The organism is Kitasatospora sp. HUAS MG31 (genome assembly GCF_040571325.1).
GTDB classification, from domain to species: Bacteria; Actinomycetota; Actinomycetes; order Streptomycetales; family Streptomycetaceae; genus Kitasatospora; species Kitasatospora camelliae.
Genome location: NZ_CP159872.1, coordinates 5,494,913 through 5,515,671, shown reverse-complemented (window position 1 = coordinate 5,515,671; position 20,759 = coordinate 5,494,913). Strand labels below are relative to the sequence as shown.

General features: G+C 73.4%; 15 protein-coding genes and 1 riboswitch. Of the genes, 12 read left to right on the top strand and 3 right to left on the bottom strand.

The annotated features are described in order from the left end of the window. Positions 1–206 precede the first annotated feature (206 nt). The 9 genes from ABWK59_RS24675 (at position 207) to ABWK59_RS24635 (ending at position 11,710) form a co-directional block, all read left to right on the top strand. Positions 207–1,982 (top strand): 3-hydroxyacyl-CoA dehydrogenase family protein, encoded by a 1,776-nt coding sequence (locus ABWK59_RS24675; RefSeq protein WP_354642796.1) that lies wholly within the window; start codon positions 207–209, stop codon positions 1,980–1,982. 182 nt (positions 1,983–2,164) lie between these two features. After that, entirely contained in the window at positions 2,165–3,058 is an 894-nt protein-coding gene (locus ABWK59_RS24670) for a TetR family transcriptional regulator (protein ID WP_354642795.1), read from the top strand. 373 nt (positions 3,059–3,431) lie between these two features. After that, the gene (gene ccrA, locus ABWK59_RS24665) at positions 3,432–4,769 is read left to right on the top strand and encodes a crotonyl-CoA carboxylase/reductase (RefSeq protein ID WP_354642794.1); all 1,338 of its coding nucleotides are present in this window, start codon (positions 3,432–3,434) and stop codon (positions 4,767–4,769) included. After that, positions 4,769–6,790, top strand: coding sequence for a protein meaA (locus ABWK59_RS24660; protein WP_354642793.1), 2,022 nt, complete (start codon positions 4,769–4,771; stop codon positions 6,788–6,790). The genes ccrA and ABWK59_RS24660 overlap by 1 nt, the downstream gene beginning before the upstream one ends. Before the next feature lie 22 nt (positions 6,791–6,812). Next, positions 6,813–7,772 carry an HpcH/HpaI aldolase/citrate lyase family protein gene (locus ABWK59_RS24655; RefSeq protein ID WP_354642792.1) on the top strand — a complete coding sequence of 320 codons (960 nt, stop codon included), beginning with the start codon at positions 6,813–6,815 and terminating at the stop codon, positions 7,770–7,772. Between the two features lie 81 nt (positions 7,773–7,853). Further along, positions 7,854–8,351, top strand: coding sequence for a MaoC family dehydratase (locus ABWK59_RS24650; protein WP_354642791.1), 498 nt, complete (start codon positions 7,854–7,856; stop codon positions 8,349–8,351). A 143-nt stretch (positions 8,352–8,494) separates the two neighbouring features. Beyond that, positions 8,495–9,697, top strand: a complete 1,203-nt coding sequence (locus ABWK59_RS24645; protein ID WP_030266688.1) for an acyl-CoA dehydrogenase family protein — start codon at positions 8,495–8,497, stop codon at positions 9,695–9,697. Between the two features lie 455 nt (positions 9,698–10,152). After that, entirely contained in the window at positions 10,153–10,845 is a 693-nt protein-coding gene (locus tag ABWK59_RS24640) for a phosphatidylserine decarboxylase (RefSeq protein WP_354642790.1), read from the top strand. Further along, positions 10,832–11,710, top strand: coding sequence for a CDP-alcohol phosphatidyltransferase family protein (locus tag ABWK59_RS24635; protein WP_420492847.1), 879 nt, complete (start codon positions 10,832–10,834; stop codon positions 11,708–11,710). Before ABWK59_RS24640 ends, ABWK59_RS24635 begins: the two co-directional genes overlap by 14 nt. Before the next feature lie 270 nt (positions 11,711–11,980). Here ABWK59_RS24635 and ABWK59_RS24630 read toward each other — a convergent pair whose 3' ends face one another. The 3 genes from ABWK59_RS24630 to ABWK59_RS24620 all read right to left on the bottom strand — a co-directional run bounded on the left by ABWK59_RS24630 (position 11,981) and on the right by ABWK59_RS24620 (position 15,634). Next, on the bottom strand, positions 11,981–13,420 hold the full coding sequence (locus ABWK59_RS24630) for a hypothetical protein (protein WP_354642789.1): 1,440 nt from the start codon (positions 13,418–13,420) through the stop codon (positions 11,981–11,983). Between the two features lie 276 nt (positions 13,421–13,696). Then, positions 13,697–14,809 (bottom strand): alpha/beta hydrolase, encoded by a 1,113-nt coding sequence (locus ABWK59_RS24625; RefSeq protein ID WP_354642788.1) that lies wholly within the window; start codon positions 14,807–14,809, stop codon positions 13,697–13,699. 135 nt (positions 14,810–14,944) lie between these two features. Next, complete coding sequence (locus ABWK59_RS24620) at positions 14,945–15,634, bottom strand: helix-turn-helix domain-containing protein (protein WP_354642787.1); 690 nt, start codon at positions 15,632–15,634, stop codon at positions 14,945–14,947. A gap of 262 nt (positions 15,635–15,896) precedes the next feature. Further along, a riboswitch (cobalamin riboswitch) is annotated at positions 15,897–16,059 on the top strand. Between the two features lie 122 nt (positions 16,060–16,181). Here ABWK59_RS24620 and ABWK59_RS24615 point away from each other — a divergent pair. The 3 genes from ABWK59_RS24615 to ABWK59_RS24605 are packed head-to-tail and all read left to right on the top strand — an operon-like array spanning position 16,182 to position 20,759. Next, positions 16,182–17,204 carry a cobalamin biosynthesis protein gene (locus ABWK59_RS24615; protein ID WP_420492947.1) on the top strand — a complete coding sequence of 341 codons (1,023 nt, stop codon included), beginning with the start codon at positions 16,182–16,184 and terminating at the stop codon, positions 17,202–17,204. Then, on the top strand, positions 17,201–18,721 hold the full coding sequence (locus tag ABWK59_RS24610; protein ID WP_354642786.1) for a cobyric acid synthase: 1,521 nt from the start codon (positions 17,201–17,203) through the stop codon (positions 18,719–18,721). Before ABWK59_RS24615 ends, ABWK59_RS24610 begins: the two co-directional genes overlap by 4 nt. After that, positions 18,714–20,759 (top strand): putative cobaltochelatase, encoded by a 2,046-nt coding sequence (locus ABWK59_RS24605; RefSeq protein ID WP_354642785.1) that lies wholly within the window; start codon positions 18,714–18,716, stop codon positions 20,757–20,759. Before ABWK59_RS24610 ends, ABWK59_RS24605 begins: the two co-directional genes overlap by 8 nt.

The following is a 20,759-nucleotide window of genomic DNA, read 5'->3' as shown; positions in this document are numbered from 1 at the left end:
TTCACCCAGCACGCCTGGGCATCTCACGGCATCACCGCAGCGCGGCCGGAGCGGACCGGCCCCTGCCCCGTGTGCCGACCCGTCATCCCTTCACCCCCGCGCCGCCGGACCCTCCTCCGGCACACCCGTGCACCGGCCCGCTCGACGACGAGCCGGGCCCGGTGGTGCCGGAGCGCGGCGCGGGCCCATGACAAGGAGTCTGGACAATGGAGCGTCCCTTCCCGACCGTCGCTGTGATCGGCCTCGGCACCATGGGTGCCGGGATCGCCGTCGCGGTGGCGCGCAGTGGCCGCCGTGTGATCGGCATCGAGGCCAACGCCGACTCCGCCGCCCGGGCGCTGACCCGGATCGAGGACTCCACGGCCCGTGCCGTGGGCCGCGAGCGCCTGACCGCCGAGGACCGCGCCGCGCTGCTGGAGCGGATCTCGGTCACCACCGGGCTCCAGGCCGCCGCCGCGGCCGACCTGGTGATCGAGGAGGTCCCGGAGCAGCTGGAGCTCAAGCGCGAGATCTTCGCCGAGCTGGACCGGATCTGCCCGCCGGAGACGGTGCTCGCGACCGGTACCACCGCGCTCTCGGTGACCCGGATCGCCGCCGCCACCGCCCGCCCGGAGCGGGTGCTCGGCCTGCACTTCTTCAACCCGGTGCACACCATGAAGCTGGTCGAGGTGGTCCGCACCGTGCTGACCTCCCCCCAGTCCGCCGAGCAGGCCGCCGAGTTCGCCCGCGACCTGGGCAAGGAGCCGGTGGCGGCCGGCGACCGGGCCGGCTTCATCGTCAACGGCCTGCTGTTCGCGTACCTCAACCAGGCCGCCGCGATGTTCGAGTCGAAGTACGCGACCCGCGAGGACATCGACGCCGCGATGCGGCTGGGCTGCGGCCTGCCGATGGGCCCGCTGGCGCTGCTGGACCTGATCGGCGTGGACACCGCCCGGACCGTCCTGGAGGCGATGTACGAGCAGTCCAAGGACCGGCTGCACGCCCCCGCGCCGATCCTCGGCCAGCTGGTCTCCGCCGGGCTGCTGGGCCGCAAGACCGGCCGCGGCTTCTACACCTACGAGGGCCCGGGCTCCTCCACGGTGGTCGCCGAGGAGGCCGGGGCCGCCCGGCAGCGGGTGGCCGGCCGCGAGGTCCGGCTGGTCGGCGTCTGCGGCTCGGGCACCATGGCCACCGGCATCGTCGAGGTGTTCGCCAAGGCCGGGTACGCGGTGCTGCTGGCCGCCCGCAGCCAGGAGAAGGCGGACAACGCCAAGGCCCAGCTGGCCCGCTCGCTGGAGCGTTCGGTCTCCCGCGGCCGGCTGTCCGAGGAGCAGCGCGACGCGGCGCTGGCGCTGGTCACCCCGACCGGCCAGTACGCGGACCTGGCCGAGGTCGACCTGGTGGTCGAGGCGGTGGCCGAGGACCTGGCGGTCAAGCGGGAGCTGTTCGCCACCCTGGACAAGATCGTCAAGCCGGGTGCGGTGCTGGCCACCACCACCTCCTCGCTGCCGGTGATCAGCTGTGCGACCGCCACCTCGCGGCCGCAGGACGTGATCGGCATGCACTTCTTCAACCCGGCGCCGGCGATGCGGCTGGTCGAGGTGGTCTCCACCGTGCTGACCGCCGAGGACGTCACCTCCACCGTGCTGGAGCTGTGCGCCGCGGTGAAGAAGCACCCGGTGGAGTGCGGCGACCGGGCCGGCTTCATCGTGAACGCGCTGCTCTTCCCGTACCTGAACGACGCGGTGCGGATGCTCCAGGAGCACTACGCCACGGTGGACGACATCGACACCGCGATGAAGCTGGGCTGCGGCTACCCGATGGGCCCGTTCGAGCTGCTGGACGTGGTCGGCCTGGACGTGTCGCTCACCATCGAGCAGGTGCTGCACCAGGAGTTCCGCGAGCCGGGTCTGGCGGCGGCGCCGCTGCTGGAGCACCTGGTGGCGGCCGGCTGCCTGGGGCGCAAGAGCGGCCGCGGCTTCCGAGACCACGCACGGCGATGACGGGCCACCCGATCGGCGCCCAGGGGGGCGCCCTCCCGCCGGCCGGCGGGCAGTCGAGAGCCGGCTGGGGCTCCGGGGCGGTCGCGTCCCGGTGGCCCCGGCCGGCGGTGGCGCCGCCGGTCGCCGCGGTCCGCCGGGCCAGGCCGGCCGCGGCGGCTCCCGGTGCGTGTAGCGTTCCGAACATGGATCGGGAACTGTCATCCTCCGAGCAGCAGGAGGCCGGCCGGGCGTCGGCCGAGACCGGAGCGGGAAGCCGGCGCGCGGCCGCGCAGCGGCTGCAGATGCGCCAGGACCTGGCGACGGCCGCGATGGAGCTGTTCGCCACCCAGGGCTACGAGGAGACGACGGTCGATCAGATCGCCGCCGCCGCCGGGGTGGCCCGGCGGACCTTCTTCCGGTACTTCCGGTCGAAGGAGGAGGCGATCTTCCCGGACCACGACGACACCCTGGTGCGGGTGGCCGACCTGCTGGCCAGCGCGGAGGCGGACGAGCACCCGCTGGACGTGGTGTGCCGGGGCATCAAGGAGGTGCTCCGGATGTACGCCTCCACGCCGGGGGTCTCGGTGGCCCGGTACCAGCTGATCCGCCAGGTGCCGGCGCTGCGCGAGCGGGAGATCGCCGTGGTCGCCCGGTACGAGCGGCTGTTCACCCGGTACCTGCTGGGCCGGTTCGACGCGGCCGAGGAGACCCCTCCGGGCTGGCAGCGCGGCGGGGACGACGACTCGATGCTGGCCGAGGTCTCGGCGGCGGCGGTGGTCGCGGCGCACAACCACGTGCTGCGGCGCTGGCTGCGGGCCGGCGGCCACGGCGACGTGGAGGCGCAGCTCGACCACTCCTTCGAGGTGATCCGGGGGACGTTCTGGCCGACCCCGCCGAGCGGGGCGCGACGCCGTGGCACTCCTGTGGCACCCGGTGCCATGGGTGACGCCGGGTCACTGGAGGAGCACGCGGCAGTGAGCGCACTCAGTGCCAGTCCGGGCGGTGAGGTGCTCATCACAGTCGCCCGAACGGACGCACCGCTGGACCTGGTGGTGAACTCGATCAGGGCGGCACTGGCTGCACCCAAGGCTGGTTAACGCAGGCGATTTCAGCAGGTCAAGGCAGATTCGAAGGCCTGTCCCGGGTTTCCCGGGGCGGGCCTTCGGCATGCCGGGCACAGGCCGCTCGCACCGTGGTGGGGCTCACTCGCATTCCTGACACCCGGTGTCTTTACGAGTGGCACAGCGTGCCATTACCTTGTTACCCACCAGTCGCGGCGCCGCGGCTCCCCACCTCGGCGCGCCGTGTCCGGCGTCCCCCGACCGAGGGGACGAGAACCAGCAGCACCCACCGCGACCCCACCCCGTCGCACCGCAGCACCCACCCAGTCCCTCAGCGAAGCCGGTGTCCGCTCCCGGCTCCCCCAGACGCCCCTGTGCCCCTCACACAGGTCCGCCTTCGGAGGCAGCCATGCAGGAAATCCTCGACGCGATCCTCAGCAACGACGCCACGTCGGAGGACTTCGCCGCCGTCAAGCTCCCCGAGTCCTACCGAGCGGTCACGCTCCACAAGGACGAGGAGCAGATGTTCGCCGGCCTCGACAGCCGCGACAAGGACCCGCGCAAGTCCCTTCACCTCGACGAGGTCCCGCTCCCCGAGCTGGGCCCGGGCGAGGCCCTGGTCGCCGTCATGGCGAGCTCCGTCAACTACAACACCGTGTGGAGCTCGATCTTCGAGCCGGTCTCCACCTTCGGCTTCCTGGAGCGCTACGGCCGCCTGTCGCCGCTGACCAAGCGTCACGACCTGCCGTACCACGTCCTCGGCTCGGACCTCGCGGGCGTCGTCCTGCGCACCGGCGCCGGCGTCAACGCCTGGAAGCCCGGCGACGAGGTCGTCGCGCACTGCCTCTCGGTCGAGCTGGAGTCCCCGGACGGCCACAACGACACGATGATGGACCCGGAGCAGCGCATCTGGGGCTTCGAGACCAACTTCGGCGGCCTGGCCCAGATCGCCCTGGTGAAGACCAACCAGCTGCTGCCCAAGCCGAAGCACCTCACCTGGGAGGAGGCCGCCTCCCCGGGCCTGGTCAACTCCACCGCCTACCGCCAGCTGGTGTCGCAGAACGGCGCCGGCATGAAGCAGGGCGACAACGTGCTGATCTGGGGCGCCAGCGGCGGCCTCGGCTCGTACGCCACCCAGTACGCCCTGGCCGGCGGCGCCACCCCGATCTGTGTGGTCTCCAGCGAGTCCAAGGCCGAGATCTGCCGCGCCATGGGCGCCGAGGCGATCATCGACCGGTCCGCCGAGGGCTACAAGTTCTGGAAGGACGAGAACAACCAGGACCCGCGTGAGTGGAAGCGCCTGGGCTCCAAGATCCGCGAGTTCACCGGCGGCGAGGACGTGGACATCGTCTTCGAGCACCCGGGCCGCGAGACCTTCGGCGCCTCGGTCTACGTCACCCGCAAGGGCGGCACCATCGTCACCTGCGCCTCCACCTCCGGCTACATGCACCAGTACGACAACCGCTACCTGTGGATGTCGCTGAAGCGCATCGTCGGTTCGCACTTCGCCAACTACCGCGAGGCGTTCGAGGCCAACCGCCTGGTCGCCAAGGGCAAGATCCACCCGACCCTGTCCAAGGTCTACTCCCTGGAGGAGACCGGCCAGGCCGCCCTCGACGTGCACCACAACAAGCACCAGGGCAAGGTCGGCGTGCTCTGCCTGGCGCCCGAGGAGGGCATGGGCGTCCGCGACCACGAGCTGCGGGCCAAGCACCTGCCGGCGATCAACCGCTTCCGGAACATCTGATGGCCGATCGCGACCGTCCGTGGCTCATGCGGACCTACGCCGGGCACTCCACCGCGAGCGACTCCAACGCGCTCTACCGGCGGAACCTGGCGAAGGGTCAGACAGGTCTGTCCGTCGCCTTCGACCTGCCCACCCAGACCGGCTACGACTCCGACCACGTCCTCGCCCGCGGCGAGGTCGGCCGGGTCGGCGTGCCGGTCGGGCACGTCGGTGACATGCGGACCCTGTTCGACGGCATCCCGCTCGAGCAGACCAACACCTCGATGACGATCAACGCCACCGCCATGTGGCTGCTGGCGCTCTACCAGGTGGTCGCCGAGGAGCAGGGCGCCGACATCGCCAAGCTCACCGGCACCACCCAGAACGACATCGTCAAGGAGTACCTCTCCCGCGGGACGCACGTCTTCCCGCCCGGGCCCTCCGTCCGGCTGATCACCGACATGATCGCCTACACGGTCGCGAACATCCCCAAGTGGAACCCGATCAACATCTGCAGCTACCACCTGCAGGAGGCCGGGGCCACCCCGGTCCAGGAGATCGCGTACTCCATGTGCACCGCGATCGCCGTCCTCGACGCCGTCCGCGACTCCGGCCAGGTGCCGGCCGAGCGGATGGGCGAGGTGGTCGCCCGGATCTCCTTCTTCGTGAACGCGGGCGTCCGCTTCATCGAGGAGATGTGCAAGATGCGGGCCTTCACCCGGCTCTGGGAGAAGGTCACCCGCGAGCGGTACGGCATCGAGGACCCCAAGCAGCGGCGCTTCCGCTACGGCGTCCAGGTCAACTCGCTCGGCCTGACCGAGGCGCAGCCGGAGAACAACGTCCAGCGGATCGTGCTGGAGATGCTCGCCGTCACCCTCTCCAAGGACGCCCGCGCCCGCGCCGTCCAGCTGCCCGCGTGGAACGAGGCCCTCGGCCTGCCGCGCCCGTGGGACCAGCAGTGGTCGCTGCGGATCCAGCAGGTGCTGGCCTACGAGTCGGACCTGCTGGAGTACGGCGACGTCTTCAACGGCTCGCACGTGATCGAGGCCAAGACCGAGGAGCTACTGGCCGGCGCCGAGGCCGAGATCGCCAAGGTGCTGGAGATGGGCGGGGTCATCCCGGCCGTCGAGTCCGGCTACCTCAAGTCCAACCTGGTCGCCTCGCACGCCGAGCGCCGGGCCCGGATCGAGGCCGGCCAGGACAAGATCGTCGGCGTCAACTGCTTCGACACCACCGAGGACAGCCCGCTCACGGCCGACCTGGACACCGCCATCATGGTGGTCGACCCGGCCTCCGAGCGGTCCGTGCTGGAGAACCTGGAGCGGTGGCGCTCCGGCCGCGACGAGGCCGCCGCGCAGACGGCCCTGGAGCAGCTGAAGGCCACCGCCACCACCTCCGAGAACCTGATGCCGGCCACGCTCGCCTGCGCCCGTGCCGGCGTCACCACCGGCGAGTGGTCCTTCGCCCTGCGCGAGGTGTTCGGCGAGTACCGGGCCCCCACCGGTGTCGGAGGCGCCCCGGTCGCCGTCGCGGCCGAGCCCGGCGGCGAGCTGGCCCAGGTCCGCGAGGCGGTCGCGGCCACCGCCGCCGAGCTCGGGACCGGCAAGCTCCGCCTGCTGGTCGGCAAGCCCGGCCTGGACGGCCACTCCAACGGCGCCGAGCAGATCGCCGTCCGGGCCCGCGACGCCGGCTTCGAGGTGGTCTACCAGGGCATCCGGCTGACGCCCGAACAGATCGTCTCCGCGGCCGTCGCCGAGGACGTCCACTGCGTCGGCCTGTCCATCCTCTCCGGCGCCCACCCGGAGCTTGTGCCCGACGTCATACAGCGCCTGCGCCGCGCCGGGGTGGAGGATGTGCCCGTGATCGTCGGAGGCATCATCCCCGCGGCGGACGCCGAGACCCTCAAGGCCGGCGGCGTGGCCGCGGTCTTCACGCCGAAGGACTTCGGCATCACGACCATCATCGGCCGGATCGTGGACGAGATCCGGCTGGCCAACAGGCTCCAGCCGTGGGCCGCAGCCGAGACCACTGCGACCAGCTGACCCGGAAGGAACAACCCCGCACATGTCTGTCAACCGCCTCCGGCCCCGCCGTTCCTGCCTCGCCGTACCGGGCAGCAACCCGCGCTTCCTGGAGAAGGCCCAGGGCCTGCCGGCCGACCAGGTCTTCCTCGACCTGGAGGACGCCTGCGCCCCCCTGGTCAAGGAGAGCGCCCGCCACAACATCGTGGACGCCCTCAACAACGGCGACTGGGGCGCCAAGACCAAGGTCGTCCGGGTCAACGACTGGACCACCCACTGGACCTACCGCGACGTGATCACCGTCGTCGAGGGCGCCGGCCCGAACCTCGACTGCATCATGCTGCCGAAGGTGCAGGACGCCGAGCAGGTGAAGGCGCTCGACCTGCTGCTCACCCAGATCGAGAAGACCATGGGCTTCGAGGTCGGCAAGATCGGCATCGAGGCGCAGATCGAGAACGCCAAGGGCCTGATCAACGTCGACGCGATCGCCACCGCCTCGCCGCGCCTGGAGACCATCATCTTCGGCCCGGCCGACTTCATGGCCTCCATCAACATGAAGTCCCTGGTGGTCGGCGAGCAGCCGCCCGGCTACGACGCCGACGCGTACCACTACATCCTGATGCGCATCCTGATGGCCGCCCGCGCCAACGACCTGCAGGCCATCGACGGCCCGTACCTGCAGATCCGCAACGCCGACGGCTACAAGGCGGTCGCCCGCCGCGCCGCCGCCCTCGGCTTCGACGGCAAGTGGGTGCTCCACCCGGACCAGGTCGCCGCCGCGAACGAGATCTTCTCGCCCTCGCAGGAGGACTACGACCACGCCGAGCTGATCCTCGACGCCTACGACTGGTGCACCTCCGAGGCGGGCGGCGCCAAGGGCTCCGCGATGCTCGGCGACGAGATGATCGACGAGGCCAGCCGCAAGATGGCCCTGGTCATCTCCGGCAAGGGCCGCGCCGCCGGCATGGAGCGCACCTCCAAGTTCGAGCCCCCGCAGGCCTGACCCCTTTCAGGCTCGGCTCGCCTCCGGGCGCTCCTGACCCGGTCGGCTCGCTCGCATCACACACACCCAAGGACACCTCCCATGCAGTTCGGACGCACCTACGAAGAGTTCGAGGTCGGCGCGGTCTACAAGCACTGGCCCGGGAAGACGGTCACCGAGTACGACGACCACCTCTTCTGCCTGCTCACCATGAACCACCACCCGCTGCACATGGACGCCAACTACGCGACCACCACCGTGCAGGGCCAGAACGTCGTGGTCGGCAACTACATCTACTCGCTGCTGCTCGGCATGAGCGTCGAGGACGTGTCCGGCAAGGCGCTCGCCAACCTGGAGATCGAGTCGCTGCGCCACATCGCGCCGACCTTCCACGGCGACACCATCTACGGCGAGACCACAGTCCTCGACAAGAACATGACCTCGAAGCCGGACCGCGGCATCGTCTACGTCGAGACCAAGGGCTACAAGCAGGACGGCACGGTCGTCTGCATCTTCCGCCGCAAGGTGATGGTGCCGACCGAGCAGTACCTCAAGGAGCGCGGCGGCGACCAGCCCGGGCGCCCCGAGCCCCTCGCGTAACACCTCACAGACCCCGGACGGGGAGGCCGCCGTCATCGGCCGACCCCCACCCGGATCGGGGGCTCCGCGGAAGTCACGCCCGCGGAGCCCCCGTGCAAGCCTTCTCCCCCCACCCTCACGCCTTTAGACAAGGGAGCCGCGCGATGGGACGCCTCGCACAGACCGACGGCCTGACCGAGATCCAGCGGGACATCCTCGCCACCGTGCGGGACTTCGTCGACAAGGAGATCATCCCGGTCGCGACCGAGCTGGAGCACAAGGACGAGTACCCGACCGCGATCGTCGAGGGGATGAAGCAGCTCGGCCTGTTCGGCCTGACCATCCCCGAGGAGTTCGGCGGCCTCGGCGAGTCCCTGCTGACCTACGCCCTGGTGGTCGAGGAGATCGCCCGCGGCTGGATGTCGGTCTCCGGCATCGTCAACACCCACTTCATCGTCGCGCACATGATCAACGCGCACGGCACCCAGGAGCAGAAGGAGTACTTCCTTCCGCGGATGGCGGCCGGCGAGATCCGCGGCGCGTTCTCGATGTCCGAGCCGGGCCTCGGCTCCGACGTGGCGGCCATCTCCACCAAGGGCGTCAAGGACGGCGAGTTCTACGTCCTCAACGGCCAGAAGATGTGGCTGACCAACGGCGGCACCTCCACCCTGGTCGCGGTCCTGTGCAAGACCGACGAGGGCGGCAGCACCCCGTACAAGAACATGACCACCTTCCTGATCGAGAAGGAGCCCGGTTTCGGCCCGAACCCCAAGGTTCCCGGCCTGACCGTGCCCGGCAAGATCGAGAAGATGGGCTACAAGGGCGTCGACACCACCGAACTGGTGCTCCAGGACGTCCGGATCCCGGCGGACCGCATCCTCGGCGGCGTCCCCGGCAAGGGCTTCTACCAGATGATGGACGGCGTCGAGGTCGGCCGCGTCAACGTCGCCGCCCGCGGTTGCGGCGTCGCCCGCCGCGCCTTCGAGCTGGGCATCTCGTACGCCCAGCAGCGCACCACCTTCGGCAAGAAGATCGCCGAGCACCAGGCCATCCAGTTCAAGCTGGCCGAGATGGCCACCAAGGTCGAGGCCGCCCACCAGATGATGGTGATGGCCGCCCGCAAGAAGGACAGCGGCGAGCGCAACGACCTGGAAGCCGGCATGGCCAAGTACCTCGCCTCCGAGTACTGCAAGGAGGTCGTCGAGGACGCCTTCCGCATCCACGGCGGCTACGGCTTCTCCAAGGAGTACGAGATCGAGCGGCTCTACCGCGAGGCCCCGATGCTGCTGATCGGTGAAGGTACTGCGGAGATCCAGAAGATGATCGTCGGCCGCCGCCTCCTCGAGGAGTACCGCCTGGCGGACTGAGCCGCGGCTCGACCCACCGACTCTCCGGAGGGCGGGTGGGCGGGCGTGCGGGCCCGCCACCCGTCCCGTCGCACGGCAAGCCCCGGCCTGGTCAGCCGGGGCCCGTACGGCGGCAGGAAGCGGCCGTGGGGCGCGTATGTGGCAGTGTGCGCGCCCCACGGCCGCTTCCGTACACCCGGCGAAGGAGTGACCCCGTTGAGACATGGGTCACGCGCCACCGCCGACCCCTTGGGGATCGGCACCTCGCCGGGCTACTTTCGTATGGACAGTCGTATACACAGCAGACGCACATCCCGACCGTGCCGGACAGTTCCAGGACCAGGCGGCTTGCCCACCTGGGGCCTGGGCCCGATAGCATCCACCGGGACAGCCGTCCCCCTATACCCGATCCCCGCGGTGGCCACCGTCCAACGGCCATCAAGTGTCCTTCGGGGCCCGCGCGACAAAGGTCTTCGATGCCCATCAGCCCGTCCCCTCACACCTCCGTCCCGGACAGCGACGCCCTCGCCGCCCCGACGGCCGGTCGGCGCCCCCGCGTGACCATCGCGCGTGGCGCCACTCCCTGGTTCGTCCCCACCCTGGCCACCGCCGCCGTGACCACCGCCCTCACCCGGCGGTCCGGCAAGTGGGCCCTGGCGGCCGTGCCGGCCTGCGCGCTCAGCGCGGGCATGCTGTGGTTCTTCCGCGACCCAGAGCGTGAGATCGGCACCGGCAGAGTGATCTCCCCGGCCGACGGCGTGGTCCAGTCCATCGACGCCTGGCCGGACGGCCGCACCCGCGTCGCCATCTTCATGAGCCCGCTCAACGTCCACGTCAACCGCGCGCCGCTGCCCGGCACCGTGACGTCCGTGGAGCACGTCGCCGGCGGCTTCGTCCCGGCGTTCAACAAGGACAGCGACCAGAACGAGCGGGTCGTCTGGCACTTCGACACCGAGCTCGGCGACATCGAGATGGTGCAGATCGCCGGGGCCGTGGCCCGCCGGATCGTGCCGTACGTGGACGCCGGTACCAAGGTCGAGCAGGGCGACCGGATCGGCCTGATCCGCTTCGGCTCCCGCGTCGACACCTACCTGCCGGCCGGCGTCGAGGTCGGCGTCGAGGTCGGCCAGAAGACCACCGCCGGGGTGACGCGCCTTGACCGTGACTGATCCTGAGACCCTTGTCGGCCTGGGCGACGAGGAGGAGACCGAGCTCCGCCGCCGCCGCTGGGCGCGCGACCGCGAGCTGCGGGCCCCCCGCTCGCCCCAGCACCTCTCCACGGCCGACTTCCTGACCCTGGGCAACGCCGTCTGCGGCTTCCTGGCGATCTACTCGATCACCACCGGGATCCTCATGCCGCACCTCACCGGCGAGTCCAGCTCCCCGGTGAAGCACAGCGCGGCGACCGCCGTGACGCTGCTGCTGATCGGCTCGATGTGCGACCTGTTCGACGGCCTGGTGGCCCGCAAGCTGCGCTCCTCGGCGCTGGGCGCGGAGCTCGACAACCTGGCCGACCTGATCAGCTTCGGCATCGCCCCCGCGTACTTCGTCGCGGTCTGGGGCATCGTCTCCCCCGGCTCCGACCAGCGGCTGTCCGCGCTCATCGCGCTGACCGTGCTGCTCGCGGTGGTGCTGCGGCTGGCCCGGTTCTCGGCCGTCAAGATGCGGCCCGGGATCTTCCAGGGCATGCCCTGCCCGATGGGCGCCATGACCGTGATCGCGATCGTCCTGCTGGACCCGCCGTTCGTGCCGGGCCTGCTGATGATCTTCGGCGTGGCCTACCTGATGGTGAGCCGGATCGAGTACCCGAAGCCGCAGGGCCTGCTGGCCACGGCGACGCTCTGCTGGATCGTCTTCTCCATCGGCTGCCTCGCGGCCTGGGCCGCGGGTCTGCCGGGCGGCGACTCGCTGATGCACGTCGGTGCGGTGGCGCAGATCGCGCTGGCGGCCATGGCGCCGCTGCTGGTCATCCGCCGCAAGGTCGGCCAGAAGGTCGGCGACGTCCGCGCCCGCCGCGCGGAGTCCCGCGGCTGAAGCCACGACGAAGGGCCCGGATCCGCACGGATCCGGGCCCTTCGCTTTGCCTACCGCAAGGGGGCAACCACTAGGGGCGCGGGGCGGCAGGGGGTGACGGTCGGGCGGCGACGGTGGTGCATCCGGCCGTGGGAAGCCGTCCGCGGCGCCGTACCATCCGCCCTCGCGCAGTTCTACCCCAGCCTTCGGCCGGGAGATGCCCCCACGCGCCCCTGGTGGTCAGCCGATTGCGAAGGCCGACCACCAGGGGCCGGCCGGTTGCCGGGGTGGTCAGGCTCCGCCGGTGTGGACGGAGAAGGCGGAGCGGCGGGCGGCGCGGGCGACGGCGGGGTCGGGGTGGACGCCGGCGACGGCGGTGAGGACGGAGGCGGCCCGCGGGTGTCCGGACTGCCGGGCGCGGTTGAAGAGCCGGACCGGCTCCCCCGCCGAGGCGCCCTCGACGTGTCCGACCAGCAGACCCGTCTCGCCGTGGTCGAGCACGGCCGCGGCGGTGTCCACCCACAGCCACGCGGCGTCCTCCGCGCCCAGCACGTCCGCCGGCGACACCCCGTCCTCGTCCAGCTGCTCCGCGAGCCACAGCAGGGCGTACGGCCGCAGCACGGACTCCTCCACGGCCCCCCGGACGGCCTGCTCGGCCGTCCCGCCGGCGACCCGGAGCGCCTCGAAGGCGAGGCCCCGCAGCAGCGCGTCCTCGCCGCGGGCGGCGTCCAGCAACTCGGCGACGGCCCGGTCCGCCGGCCGGGCGGCCACCCAGGCGCGGTACTCGGCCCGCGCGGGGCCGGGCGAGTAGTCGGCGCAGGCGGCGAGCAGCTCCACCGCGCTCTGCTCGATGTGGCCGGCGGCGGTCTGCGCGACGGTGCAGATCTCCTCCAGCTTGGCGCGGACCGCCCAGTGGCCGAGCGGGGAGAGTTCGGCGGCGTCGTCGCGGCGGCCGAGGGCGCCGACGGCGGCCAGGCCGTCGAGCATCCAGTCCAGGACGGCGGCCACGTCGGCGGGCGAGTGCGGGGTGTCGATCCTCGGCTCGCGGCAGGTGCCGCGGACCGCCGAGACGGCGGAGGCGGCGTGCGGGACCGGCGAGAGCGAGAGCGTGCCCGCCCCGCCGCCGACCCGTCGCTCGTCGAGGCCGCGGCGGAGCAGCTCCAGCAGCTCGCCGTCGGGCACCGGGCCGTCCACCAGGTGCAGGAAGGAGAGCAGCTGCGGCGCCTGGTCCACGGCCTGGCCGGCCAGCTGGGCGAAGACGCCGCGCATCGCGGCGGGCGGCACCGGGGCGAGCAGCGTCCAGGCGTCGAACAGCGCGGACCAGCCGCGGATCACCGCCTCGTCGTCGTGCTCCCAGGCGTGCAGCCGCCAGCCGGGGCCGGCCCCGCCGTCGCGGAGCTCGACCAGGCCCACCAGGAGCGCCTGGCCCCATGCCTTGGCGGCGGCGCCGACGGTCATGGCGAGGGCACGTCCGGCGGCCCGGGCGTCGTCGGGGAGCAGTTCGCCCCGCTTGTCGACCTGGTCCAGTTCGCCGGCCCAGCGGGCGACCCGCACGGCGTCGGCGAGCATCCGCCGGGCGAGCGGAGCGAGGTCCGCGGGCGCGGGGAAGCCGTCCGGCACGGGCACCCGCCCGCGGCCGGGCTTGGGGGCGGGGGTACGGCGGCGGGCGGCACCGGGGCTGCCCGGGGGTGTGCCGTCGAGCCGTCCGCCGGTGCCAGGCAGACGGGTCACCGTCGCACCGGTACGGATCGTGGGCTGGTGCGGGGCATCACGGTCGCGCGGGTTCCGAGACGTCACGCCGTGCAGTCTTCCCCGTGCACGGGCGTTCTGTCACATCGGGTCCGGCGCGTCTTGCGGCGGTCCGCCGCCGTACGAGGCCCAGACCGGGCAACAGCCCGCAAACCGGGCCGCCCGAGGCCCCGACATGGCATGACCACGTCATATACTCGCTGGCCGCCCCACGGCGTCCGGCGTGTCGGGCGGCTGCCGTCGGGCGTGTCGGGCGGCTCAGAGCAGCGGGGTCATCCAGCGCCGCAGCGCCTCGCCGTACGCCTCCGGGTCGGCGTTCCAGAGCGCGGTGTGCTCGGCGCCCGGAACGGCCTGCAGGCTGACCAGGTCCTCCCGCCGCCGGGCGAGCCGCTCGGCGGCGGCCCAGGGCGCCACCCCGTCCACCGGGCTGTGCAGCACCAGGGTCGGCATGTGCAGGTCGCGCCCCTCGGCGATCCGCGCGAAGCTCGCCAGGTCCACCCCGGAGCGGCCCTCCGCGGCCAGCGCGCCGAGCCCGGCCAGCGGGGCGGGTACCCCGGCCCGGACCGCCTCCCGCCGGACGGAGGCGGACAGGTCCAGCACCGGGGAGTCCAGCACCAGCCCGGCGACGGCGTCCCGCCAGGTCGAGCGGGCGGCGGTCTGCAGCGCCATGGTGGCGCCGAGCGACCAGCCGTACAGGACGACCTTGCCGGCGCCGCAGTCCAGCGCGAACCGGATCGCGGCCTCGACGTCCCGCCACTCCGTCTCGCCGAAGTGGCCGAGGCCGTCGGGCGGGGCCGGCGCGTCCGGGTCGCCGCGGTAGGTGATGGTCAGCGTGGGCATCCGGAGGGCGTGCAGCAGCGGGATCACCGGGAGCGCCTGCCGCCGGTCGCTGCCCGGACCGTGCACCAGGATCACCCACGTCCCGCGGATCGCCGGGACGTACCAGGCGGGCATCACGCCGAGCTCGCCGTCCACGGCGGTCTCGGTGAAGTCCAGGCCGAGCGCGGTCCGCGGATCACCCAGGTGCACCAGCGGGGTGACCCGCACCTCGATGCCGACCGCGAGGGTGCCGCCGTCCGCGCGTTCCAGCCGGCGGGTGACGCTCTGCGCGTCGCCGCCGAGCACCTCGCCGATCACCGCGTGGCCGCCCCCGGCCCACTCCAGGGCGTAGTGGCCGGGGCGAAGGGTGTCCGGGGTGCGGGTGACGGTGACCCGGCCGGAGCCCAGGTCGTGGACCCGGACGACGGTGGGGTAGTGCTCGGCGGAGCCCGGCCGCAGCGAGCGCTCGCTCACCCTGCGGCCGAGCAGCAGGAAGGCCGCCCCGGTTCCGACGGCGGCGGCTGCCACGATGGCGGCGGTTCCCCAACGCATGAGCGCTCCCCGGTGTGCTGGTTCGCTGGTCGCGGACGGATTCGACGTCAAGACATCCAGTCCACCCGCGCCCCGCCCCACCGTCCACCGGAGGCCCCCCGTACGGGCACGCGTGAGGCCCCCACCGACCTGCCTTCAGACCGGGATGTCGGACTCCTCGGCGGCGAGGAGTTCCCAGAAGCGCTCCGCGTGCGGTGTGCGCGGGGTCCGGTCGGCGGCCGGGGTGGCGGAGCCCCAGTGCGTCGGGACCAGGTACTCGTTCTGCAGGGCGGCCAGGGCGGCGGAGAGCGCGTCCGCGGGCGCCGGCACCAGCCGGGCCAGCGGGGTCAGCTGGGCCTGCCAGCGGCCCTCCACGGCCCGTTTGAGGACGCCGTCGAGCTCGGCCTGACGGTCGGTCACCCGGACCAGGTCCCGCAGGCCGATGCCGAGCCCGTGCGCCAGCGCGTACGTCTGGTCCTCGTCGCCGGTCCAGCGGCCGGTGGCCTCGGCCTGCTCGTACACCTGGAGGGAGACGCCGATGCGCCGGGCGGCCTGGTCGGCGGAGAGTTCGCGGGCGACCCGGAAGTCGCGGAGGGAGGCGGGGCGGGTGCCCATCAGGCTGGCGGGCTGGCACCACAGGGCGCGGGAGAGGGCGATGAACTCCTCCTCGGTGGGCCGGATCTCGCCCGCCTCCCAGCCGAGGACGTGGGAGGAAAGCAGCCGGACGCCGTGGGCCGCCATGCCCTCGGCGACCTGGTCCGGCGTCAGGCCGAGCCCGGCGCGGTGGGCGCGGGCCGCCGCCGGGGAGAACGGCACCGGGGTGGGGGTGGGCGGTCTACGTCGCATGGCACAAGAACGTAGGTGCGGTACTGGAGGAACACACACCCGCCGAAGACACGAAGTACCGGGGAGGGGCCGCGCCGCTCATCGGACGATCCTCCGAACGTGATCACTCGAATCGAGCGGCTACTCGGAGGTAGCGACGGTGGCCCGCGGGGGCGCGAGCCCGGCCGGTCGACGACACCGACGTGTGACCAAACCCTCCGCAACCTCGGTTGACTGCCGGTCAAGCCGCGTGATGGGATCCTGGGGCCAAACGGAGGCATGCAGAGGAAGCCGGTGCGAATCCGGCGCGGTCCCGCCACTGTCACCGGGGAGCACGCTCGATCGACCGAGGTCAGGTCACGGCGGTCCGTCACGGGTCGCCGCGACGGCAGGCCGGCTCCGCCGGCGGGGCCCGAGGGGCGTCGGACCCGGGAGCCAGGAGACTCTCGCCCCCGGTTCGTCGATCCAGGGCGCGGACCCTGAGTGAGGACACGCACGCCATGCAGGCTGCCCCGGCCCCCGTCCGGCCGACGCTCCGTCGAGACCTTCCCGCCCTGCCGTGCGCCGTCTGAGCGCCGCCGCCCCGTACCTGCTGGGCGCGGTCGCCGGATACCTCGCCGACGCCCGTTTCGGCGATCCCCGGCGCGGCCATCCGGTGGCCGTGTTCGGCAGCGCCGCGGCCCGCCTGGAGAAGGCGCTGTGGCGCGACCGCCGGGACACCGGGGCCGTCCACACCGCCGTCTGCGTGGGCACCGTCGCCGCCGGCGCCGCGCTGGCCGACCACGCCCTGCGGCGCAGCACCGCCGGCCGGGCCGCGCTGGTCGCCGCCGCCACCTGGACCGTGCTCGGCGGTACCTCGCTGACCCGGGAGGCCCGGATCGTCGCCCGGTCGCTGCGCGCCGGCGACCTCGACGCCGCCCGTGAGCGGCTGCCGCATCTGTGCGGACGCGATCCGCGCGGCCTGGACGAGGGTCAGCTGGCCCGCGCGGTGGTCGAGTCGGTGGCCGAGAACACCGCCGACGCCGTGGTGAACGCGCTCACCTGGGGGGCGGTCGCGGGCGCGCCCGGGCTGCTCGCCTTCCGGGCCGTCAACACGCTGGACGCGATGGTGGGTCACCGGTCGGCGCGGTACCGGCGGTTCGGCTGGGCGTCCGCCCGGCTGGACGACGTGGCGGGCTGGCCGGGGGCCCGGCTGACCGCGCTGCTGACGGTGGCGGCGGCGCCCGAACCGCGGAGGGCGTGGCGGGTCTGGCGCCGGGACGGCTCCAGCCATCCGAGCCCGAACGCCGGGCAGGCCGAGTCGGCGTTCGCCGGCGCGCTCGGCGTCCGTCTCGGCGGGACGCTGAGGTACGGCGACGGGCCCCGCCCGGAGACGGGGGTCCCCCCGGCCGAAGGCTGGGGGAGGACGGAGCACCGGCCGATCCTCGGGGGCGAACTCCGTCCGGTCACCGTGGACGACATCGAGCGCGCCTGCCTGCTCTCCCGCCGTGTCGGCACCCTCGCCCTGGCGGTCACCGTCGGCACGCGGGTGCTGGCGGGCGGCCTGCGGCGGCACACGGATCCCTCGTACGGACACAAGGAGCTCCCATGAGCAAGGCCCTGCTGGTCGCGGGGACGACCTCGGACGCCGGGAAGAGCGTGGTCACCGCCGGGATCTGCCGGTGGCTGGCCCGGCAGGGCGTGCGGGTGGCGCCGTTCAAGGCGCAGAACATGTCGCTGAACTCCTTCGTCACCGCCGACGGCGCCGAGATCGGCCGCGCCCAGGCGATGCAGGCGCAGGCCGCCCGGGTCGAGCCGGAGGCGGCGATGAACCCGGTGCTGCTCAAGCCCGGGGCGGACGGCCGCAGCCAGGTGGTGCTGCTGGGCCGGCCGGTGGCCGAGGTCGGCGCGCTGGACTACCGGGAGCGCAAGCCGGTGCTGCTGGAGCGGGCGCTGGAGTGCCTGGCGGACCTGCGCGACCGGTACGACGTGGTGGTCTGCGAGGGCGCGGGTTCGCCCGCCGAGATCAACCTGCGGGACCGGGACATCGCCAACATGGGCCTGGCCACGGCGGCGGGCCTGCCGGTGGTGGTGGTCGGCGACATCGACCGCGGCGGGGTGTTCGCCGCGATGTACGGGACGCTGGCGCTGCTGTCGGCGGAGGACCAGCGGCTGGTGGCGGGCTGGTTCGTCAACAAGTTCCGCGGCGACGCGCGGCTGCTGGCGCCGGGGCTGGAGATGCTGCGCGAGCTGACCGGCCGTCCGGTGCTGGGCACCCTGCCGATGCTGTCCGGGCTGTGGCTGGACGCCGAGGACTCGCTGGACCTGTCCACGGTGGTGCAGCGCGGCGACACCGCGGCGCCGGTCGGGGCGGACGTGCTGCGGGTGGCCGTGGTGCGCTTCCCGCGGCTGTCGAACTTCACCGACGTGGACGCGCTGGCGCAGGAGCCGGGGGTGCTGGTCCGCTGGGCGACCCGGCCGGAGGAGCTGGCCGACGCCGACCTGGTGGTGCTGCCCGGTACCCGGGCGACCGTCGCCGACCTGGCGTGGCTGCGCGAGCGCGGCATGGAGGCGCCGCTGCGGGCGCGGGCGGCGGCCGGGCTGCCGGTGCTCGGGGTGTGCGGCGGCTACCAGATGCTCGGCCGGACCATCGTGGACGAGGTCGAGTCGAAGGCCGGCGCGGTGGACGGGCTCGGGCTGCTGCCGACCCGGGTGGTGTTCGGCGCCGAGAAGGTGCTGGCCCGGCCGGTCGGCGAGGCGTACGGGGAGCGGGTCGAGGGGTACGAGATCCACCACGGAGTGGTGTCGGTCGAGGGCGGGGACGAACCGTTCCTGGACGGGTGCCGGGTGGGAGCGGTGTGGGGGACGACCTGGCACGGCGCGCTGGAGAACGACGGCTTCCGGCGGGCGCTGCTGCGCGAGGTGGCGGGGATGGCCGGGCGGGACTTCACCCCGGCGCCGGACACCTCGTTCGCCGCGCTGCGCGAGGAGCGGCTGGACCGGCTGGGGGACCTGATCGAGGAACACGCGGACACCGACGCGCTGTGGAAGCTGATCGAGGGCGGGGCGCCCGGCGGACTGCCGATCCTGCCGCCCGGAGCACCCTTGGGAGTGGCAACGCATGAGTGACGTCCGATACCCGTTCACCGCCGTGGTCGGCATGGCCGACCTGCGGCTGGGGCTGCTGCTGAACGCGGTCTCCCCGGCGGTCGGCGGGGTGCTGGTGCGCGGCGAGAAGGGCACCGCCAAGTCGACGATGGTCCGGGCGCTGGCCGGGCTGCTGCCGTCGATCGCGACGGTGGACGGATGCCGGTTCGCCTGCGACCCCGTGGCCGCGGACCCGCAGTGCCCGGACGGCCCGCACGCCGCGGTCGCGGTGGCCGACCGCCCGGCGCACCTGGTGGAGCTGCCGGTCGGCGTCTCCGAGGACCGGATCGTCGGCTCGCTGGACCTGGAGCGGGCCCTCGCCGAGGGCGTGAAGGCGTACGAGCCGGGCCTGCTGGCCAGGGCCCACCGGGGCGTGCTGTACATCGACGAGGTGAACCTGCTCCAGGACCACCTGGTGGACCTGCTGCTGGACGCCGCCGCGATGGGCCGCTCGTACGTGGAGCGCGAGGGCGTGTCGGTGCGGCACGCGGCCCGGTTCCTGCTGGTCGGCACGATGAACCCGGAGGAGGGCGAGCTGAGGCCGCAGCTGCTCGACCGGTTCGGCCTGACCGTGGAGATCGCCGCCACCCGGGACGCCGCGGAGCGGGCCGAGGTGGTACGCCGCCGGCTGGCGTACGACGCCGACCCGGAGGGCTTCGCGGCCCGGTTCGCCGCCGAGGAGCGGACGCTGGCCGAGCGGATCGCCGCGGCCCGGAAGCTGCTGCCGGAGGTCGAGCTGACCGACGCGGCGCTGCGCCAGATCACCGCGGTCTGCGCGGCGTTCGAGGTGGACGGCCTGCGGGCGGACATCGTGATGGCCCGGACCGCGGTGGCGCTGGCCGCCTGGGCGGGCCGGACCGGGGTGCTGGAGGAGGACGTCCGCAAGGCGGCGCAGCTGGCCCTGCCGCACCGCCGGCGGCGCAACCCGTTCGACGCGCCGGGCCTGGACGAGGAGCAGCTGGACCGGACGCTGGCCGAGCACGCCGAGCAGCCGGAGGAGGGCCCGGAGGACGACGGTCCGGGGCCCCAGGGCCCCGACGGGGACGGTCCCGACGGTGGTCCGGACGGCGGTCCCGGCGGTGCGCCGGAGCCGGAGGGGGTGCCGGAGGGTTCGGCGGCGTCCGAGCCGGACGGGGCCGCCGCGCCGCCGCCGGGTGCGGGCGGGCCGCGGCCGCGGGAGAGCGCGCCGGTGGCGTCCGGGGAGCCGTACCGGACCCGGCTGTTCAGGGTGGACGGGACCGGGAAGGGCGCCCAGGGGCGCCGCTCCCCCGCCGAGACGGACGCCGGGCACACCATCCGGGCCCGCCGGCCCGAGGGGAAGCTGGCCCGGCTGCATCTGAGCGCCACGCTGCAGGCCGCCGCGCCGCATCAGGTGGCGCGGGGGCGCGACTCCCGGTCGCTGGTGCTGCACCGGGAGGACTTCCGGGAGCAGGTGCGCCGCGGCCGGGAGTCGAACCTGGTGCTGTTCGTGGTGGACGCCTCCGGTTCGATGGCCGCCCGGCAGCGGATGACCGCCGTCAAGGGCGCCGTGCTCTCCCTGCTGATGGACGCGTACCAGCGCCGCGACAAGATCGGCATGATCACCTTCCGCGGGGCGCAGGCCGAGCTGGCGCTGCCCCCGACCTCCTCGGTGGAGGTCGGCGCGGCCCGGCTGGAGCAGCTGCCCACCGGCGGGCGCACCCCGCTGGCCGCCGGGCTGCTGCGGGCCCACGAGGTGCTGCGGGTCGAGCGGATGCGCGACCCGGACCGCCGTCCGCTGCTGGTGGTGGTCACCGACGGCCGGGCCACCGGCGGCCGCGACGCGCTGACGCAGGCGCACCGGTCGGCCGACCTGCTCGCCGCCCAGGGCCTGGCGGCCGTGGTGCTCGACTGCGAGTCGGGGCCGGTGCGGCTCGGACTCGCCCGGACCCTGGCCGCCCGGCTGGGCGCGCCCGCCGTGACCCTGGACGAGCTGCGCGCCGAGGGCGTGGCCTCGCTCGTCCGCCACACCCGTTCCTCCGACCCGCGAAAGGCGGCCTGA

Excerpts from the sequence above, each read along its gene's own strand:
- ABWK59_RS24670 (WP_354642795.1), top strand. The coding sequence starts at position 2,165 with ATGGATCGGGAACTGTCATCCTCCGAGCAGCAGGAGGCCGGCCGGGCG.
- ABWK59_RS24625 (WP_354642788.1), bottom strand. The coding sequence starts at position 14,809 with ATGCGTTGGGGAACCGCCGCCATCGTGGCAGCCGCCGCCGTCGGAACC.
- ABWK59_RS24640 (WP_354642790.1), top strand. The coding sequence starts at position 10,153 with ATGCCCATCAGCCCGTCCCCTCACACCTCCGTCCCGGACAGCGACGCC.
- ABWK59_RS24660 (WP_354642793.1), top strand. The coding sequence starts at position 4,769 with ATGGCCGATCGCGACCGTCCGTGGCTCATGCGGACCTACGCCGGGCAC.
- ABWK59_RS24675 (WP_354642796.1), top strand. The coding sequence starts at position 207 with ATGGAGCGTCCCTTCCCGACCGTCGCTGTGATCGGCCTCGGCACCATG.
- ABWK59_RS24645 (WP_030266688.1), top strand. The coding sequence starts at position 8,495 with ATGGGACGCCTCGCACAGACCGACGGCCTGACCGAGATCCAGCGGGAC.
- ABWK59_RS24650 (WP_354642791.1), top strand. The coding sequence starts at position 7,854 with ATGCAGTTCGGACGCACCTACGAAGAGTTCGAGGTCGGCGCGGTCTAC.
- ABWK59_RS24605 (WP_354642785.1), top strand. The coding sequence starts at position 18,714 with ATGAGTGACGTCCGATACCCGTTCACCGCCGTGGTCGGCATGGCCGAC.
- ABWK59_RS24655 (WP_354642792.1), top strand. The coding sequence starts at position 6,813 with ATGTCTGTCAACCGCCTCCGGCCCCGCCGTTCCTGCCTCGCCGTACCG.
- ABWK59_RS24610 (WP_354642786.1), top strand. The coding sequence starts at position 17,201 with ATGAGCAAGGCCCTGCTGGTCGCGGGGACGACCTCGGACGCCGGGAAG.
- ccrA (WP_354642794.1), top strand. The coding sequence starts at position 3,432 with ATGCAGGAAATCCTCGACGCGATCCTCAGCAACGACGCCACGTCGGAG.
- ABWK59_RS24620 (WP_354642787.1), bottom strand. The coding sequence starts at position 15,634 with ATGCGACGTAGACCGCCCACCCCCACCCCGGTGCCGTTCTCCCCGGCG.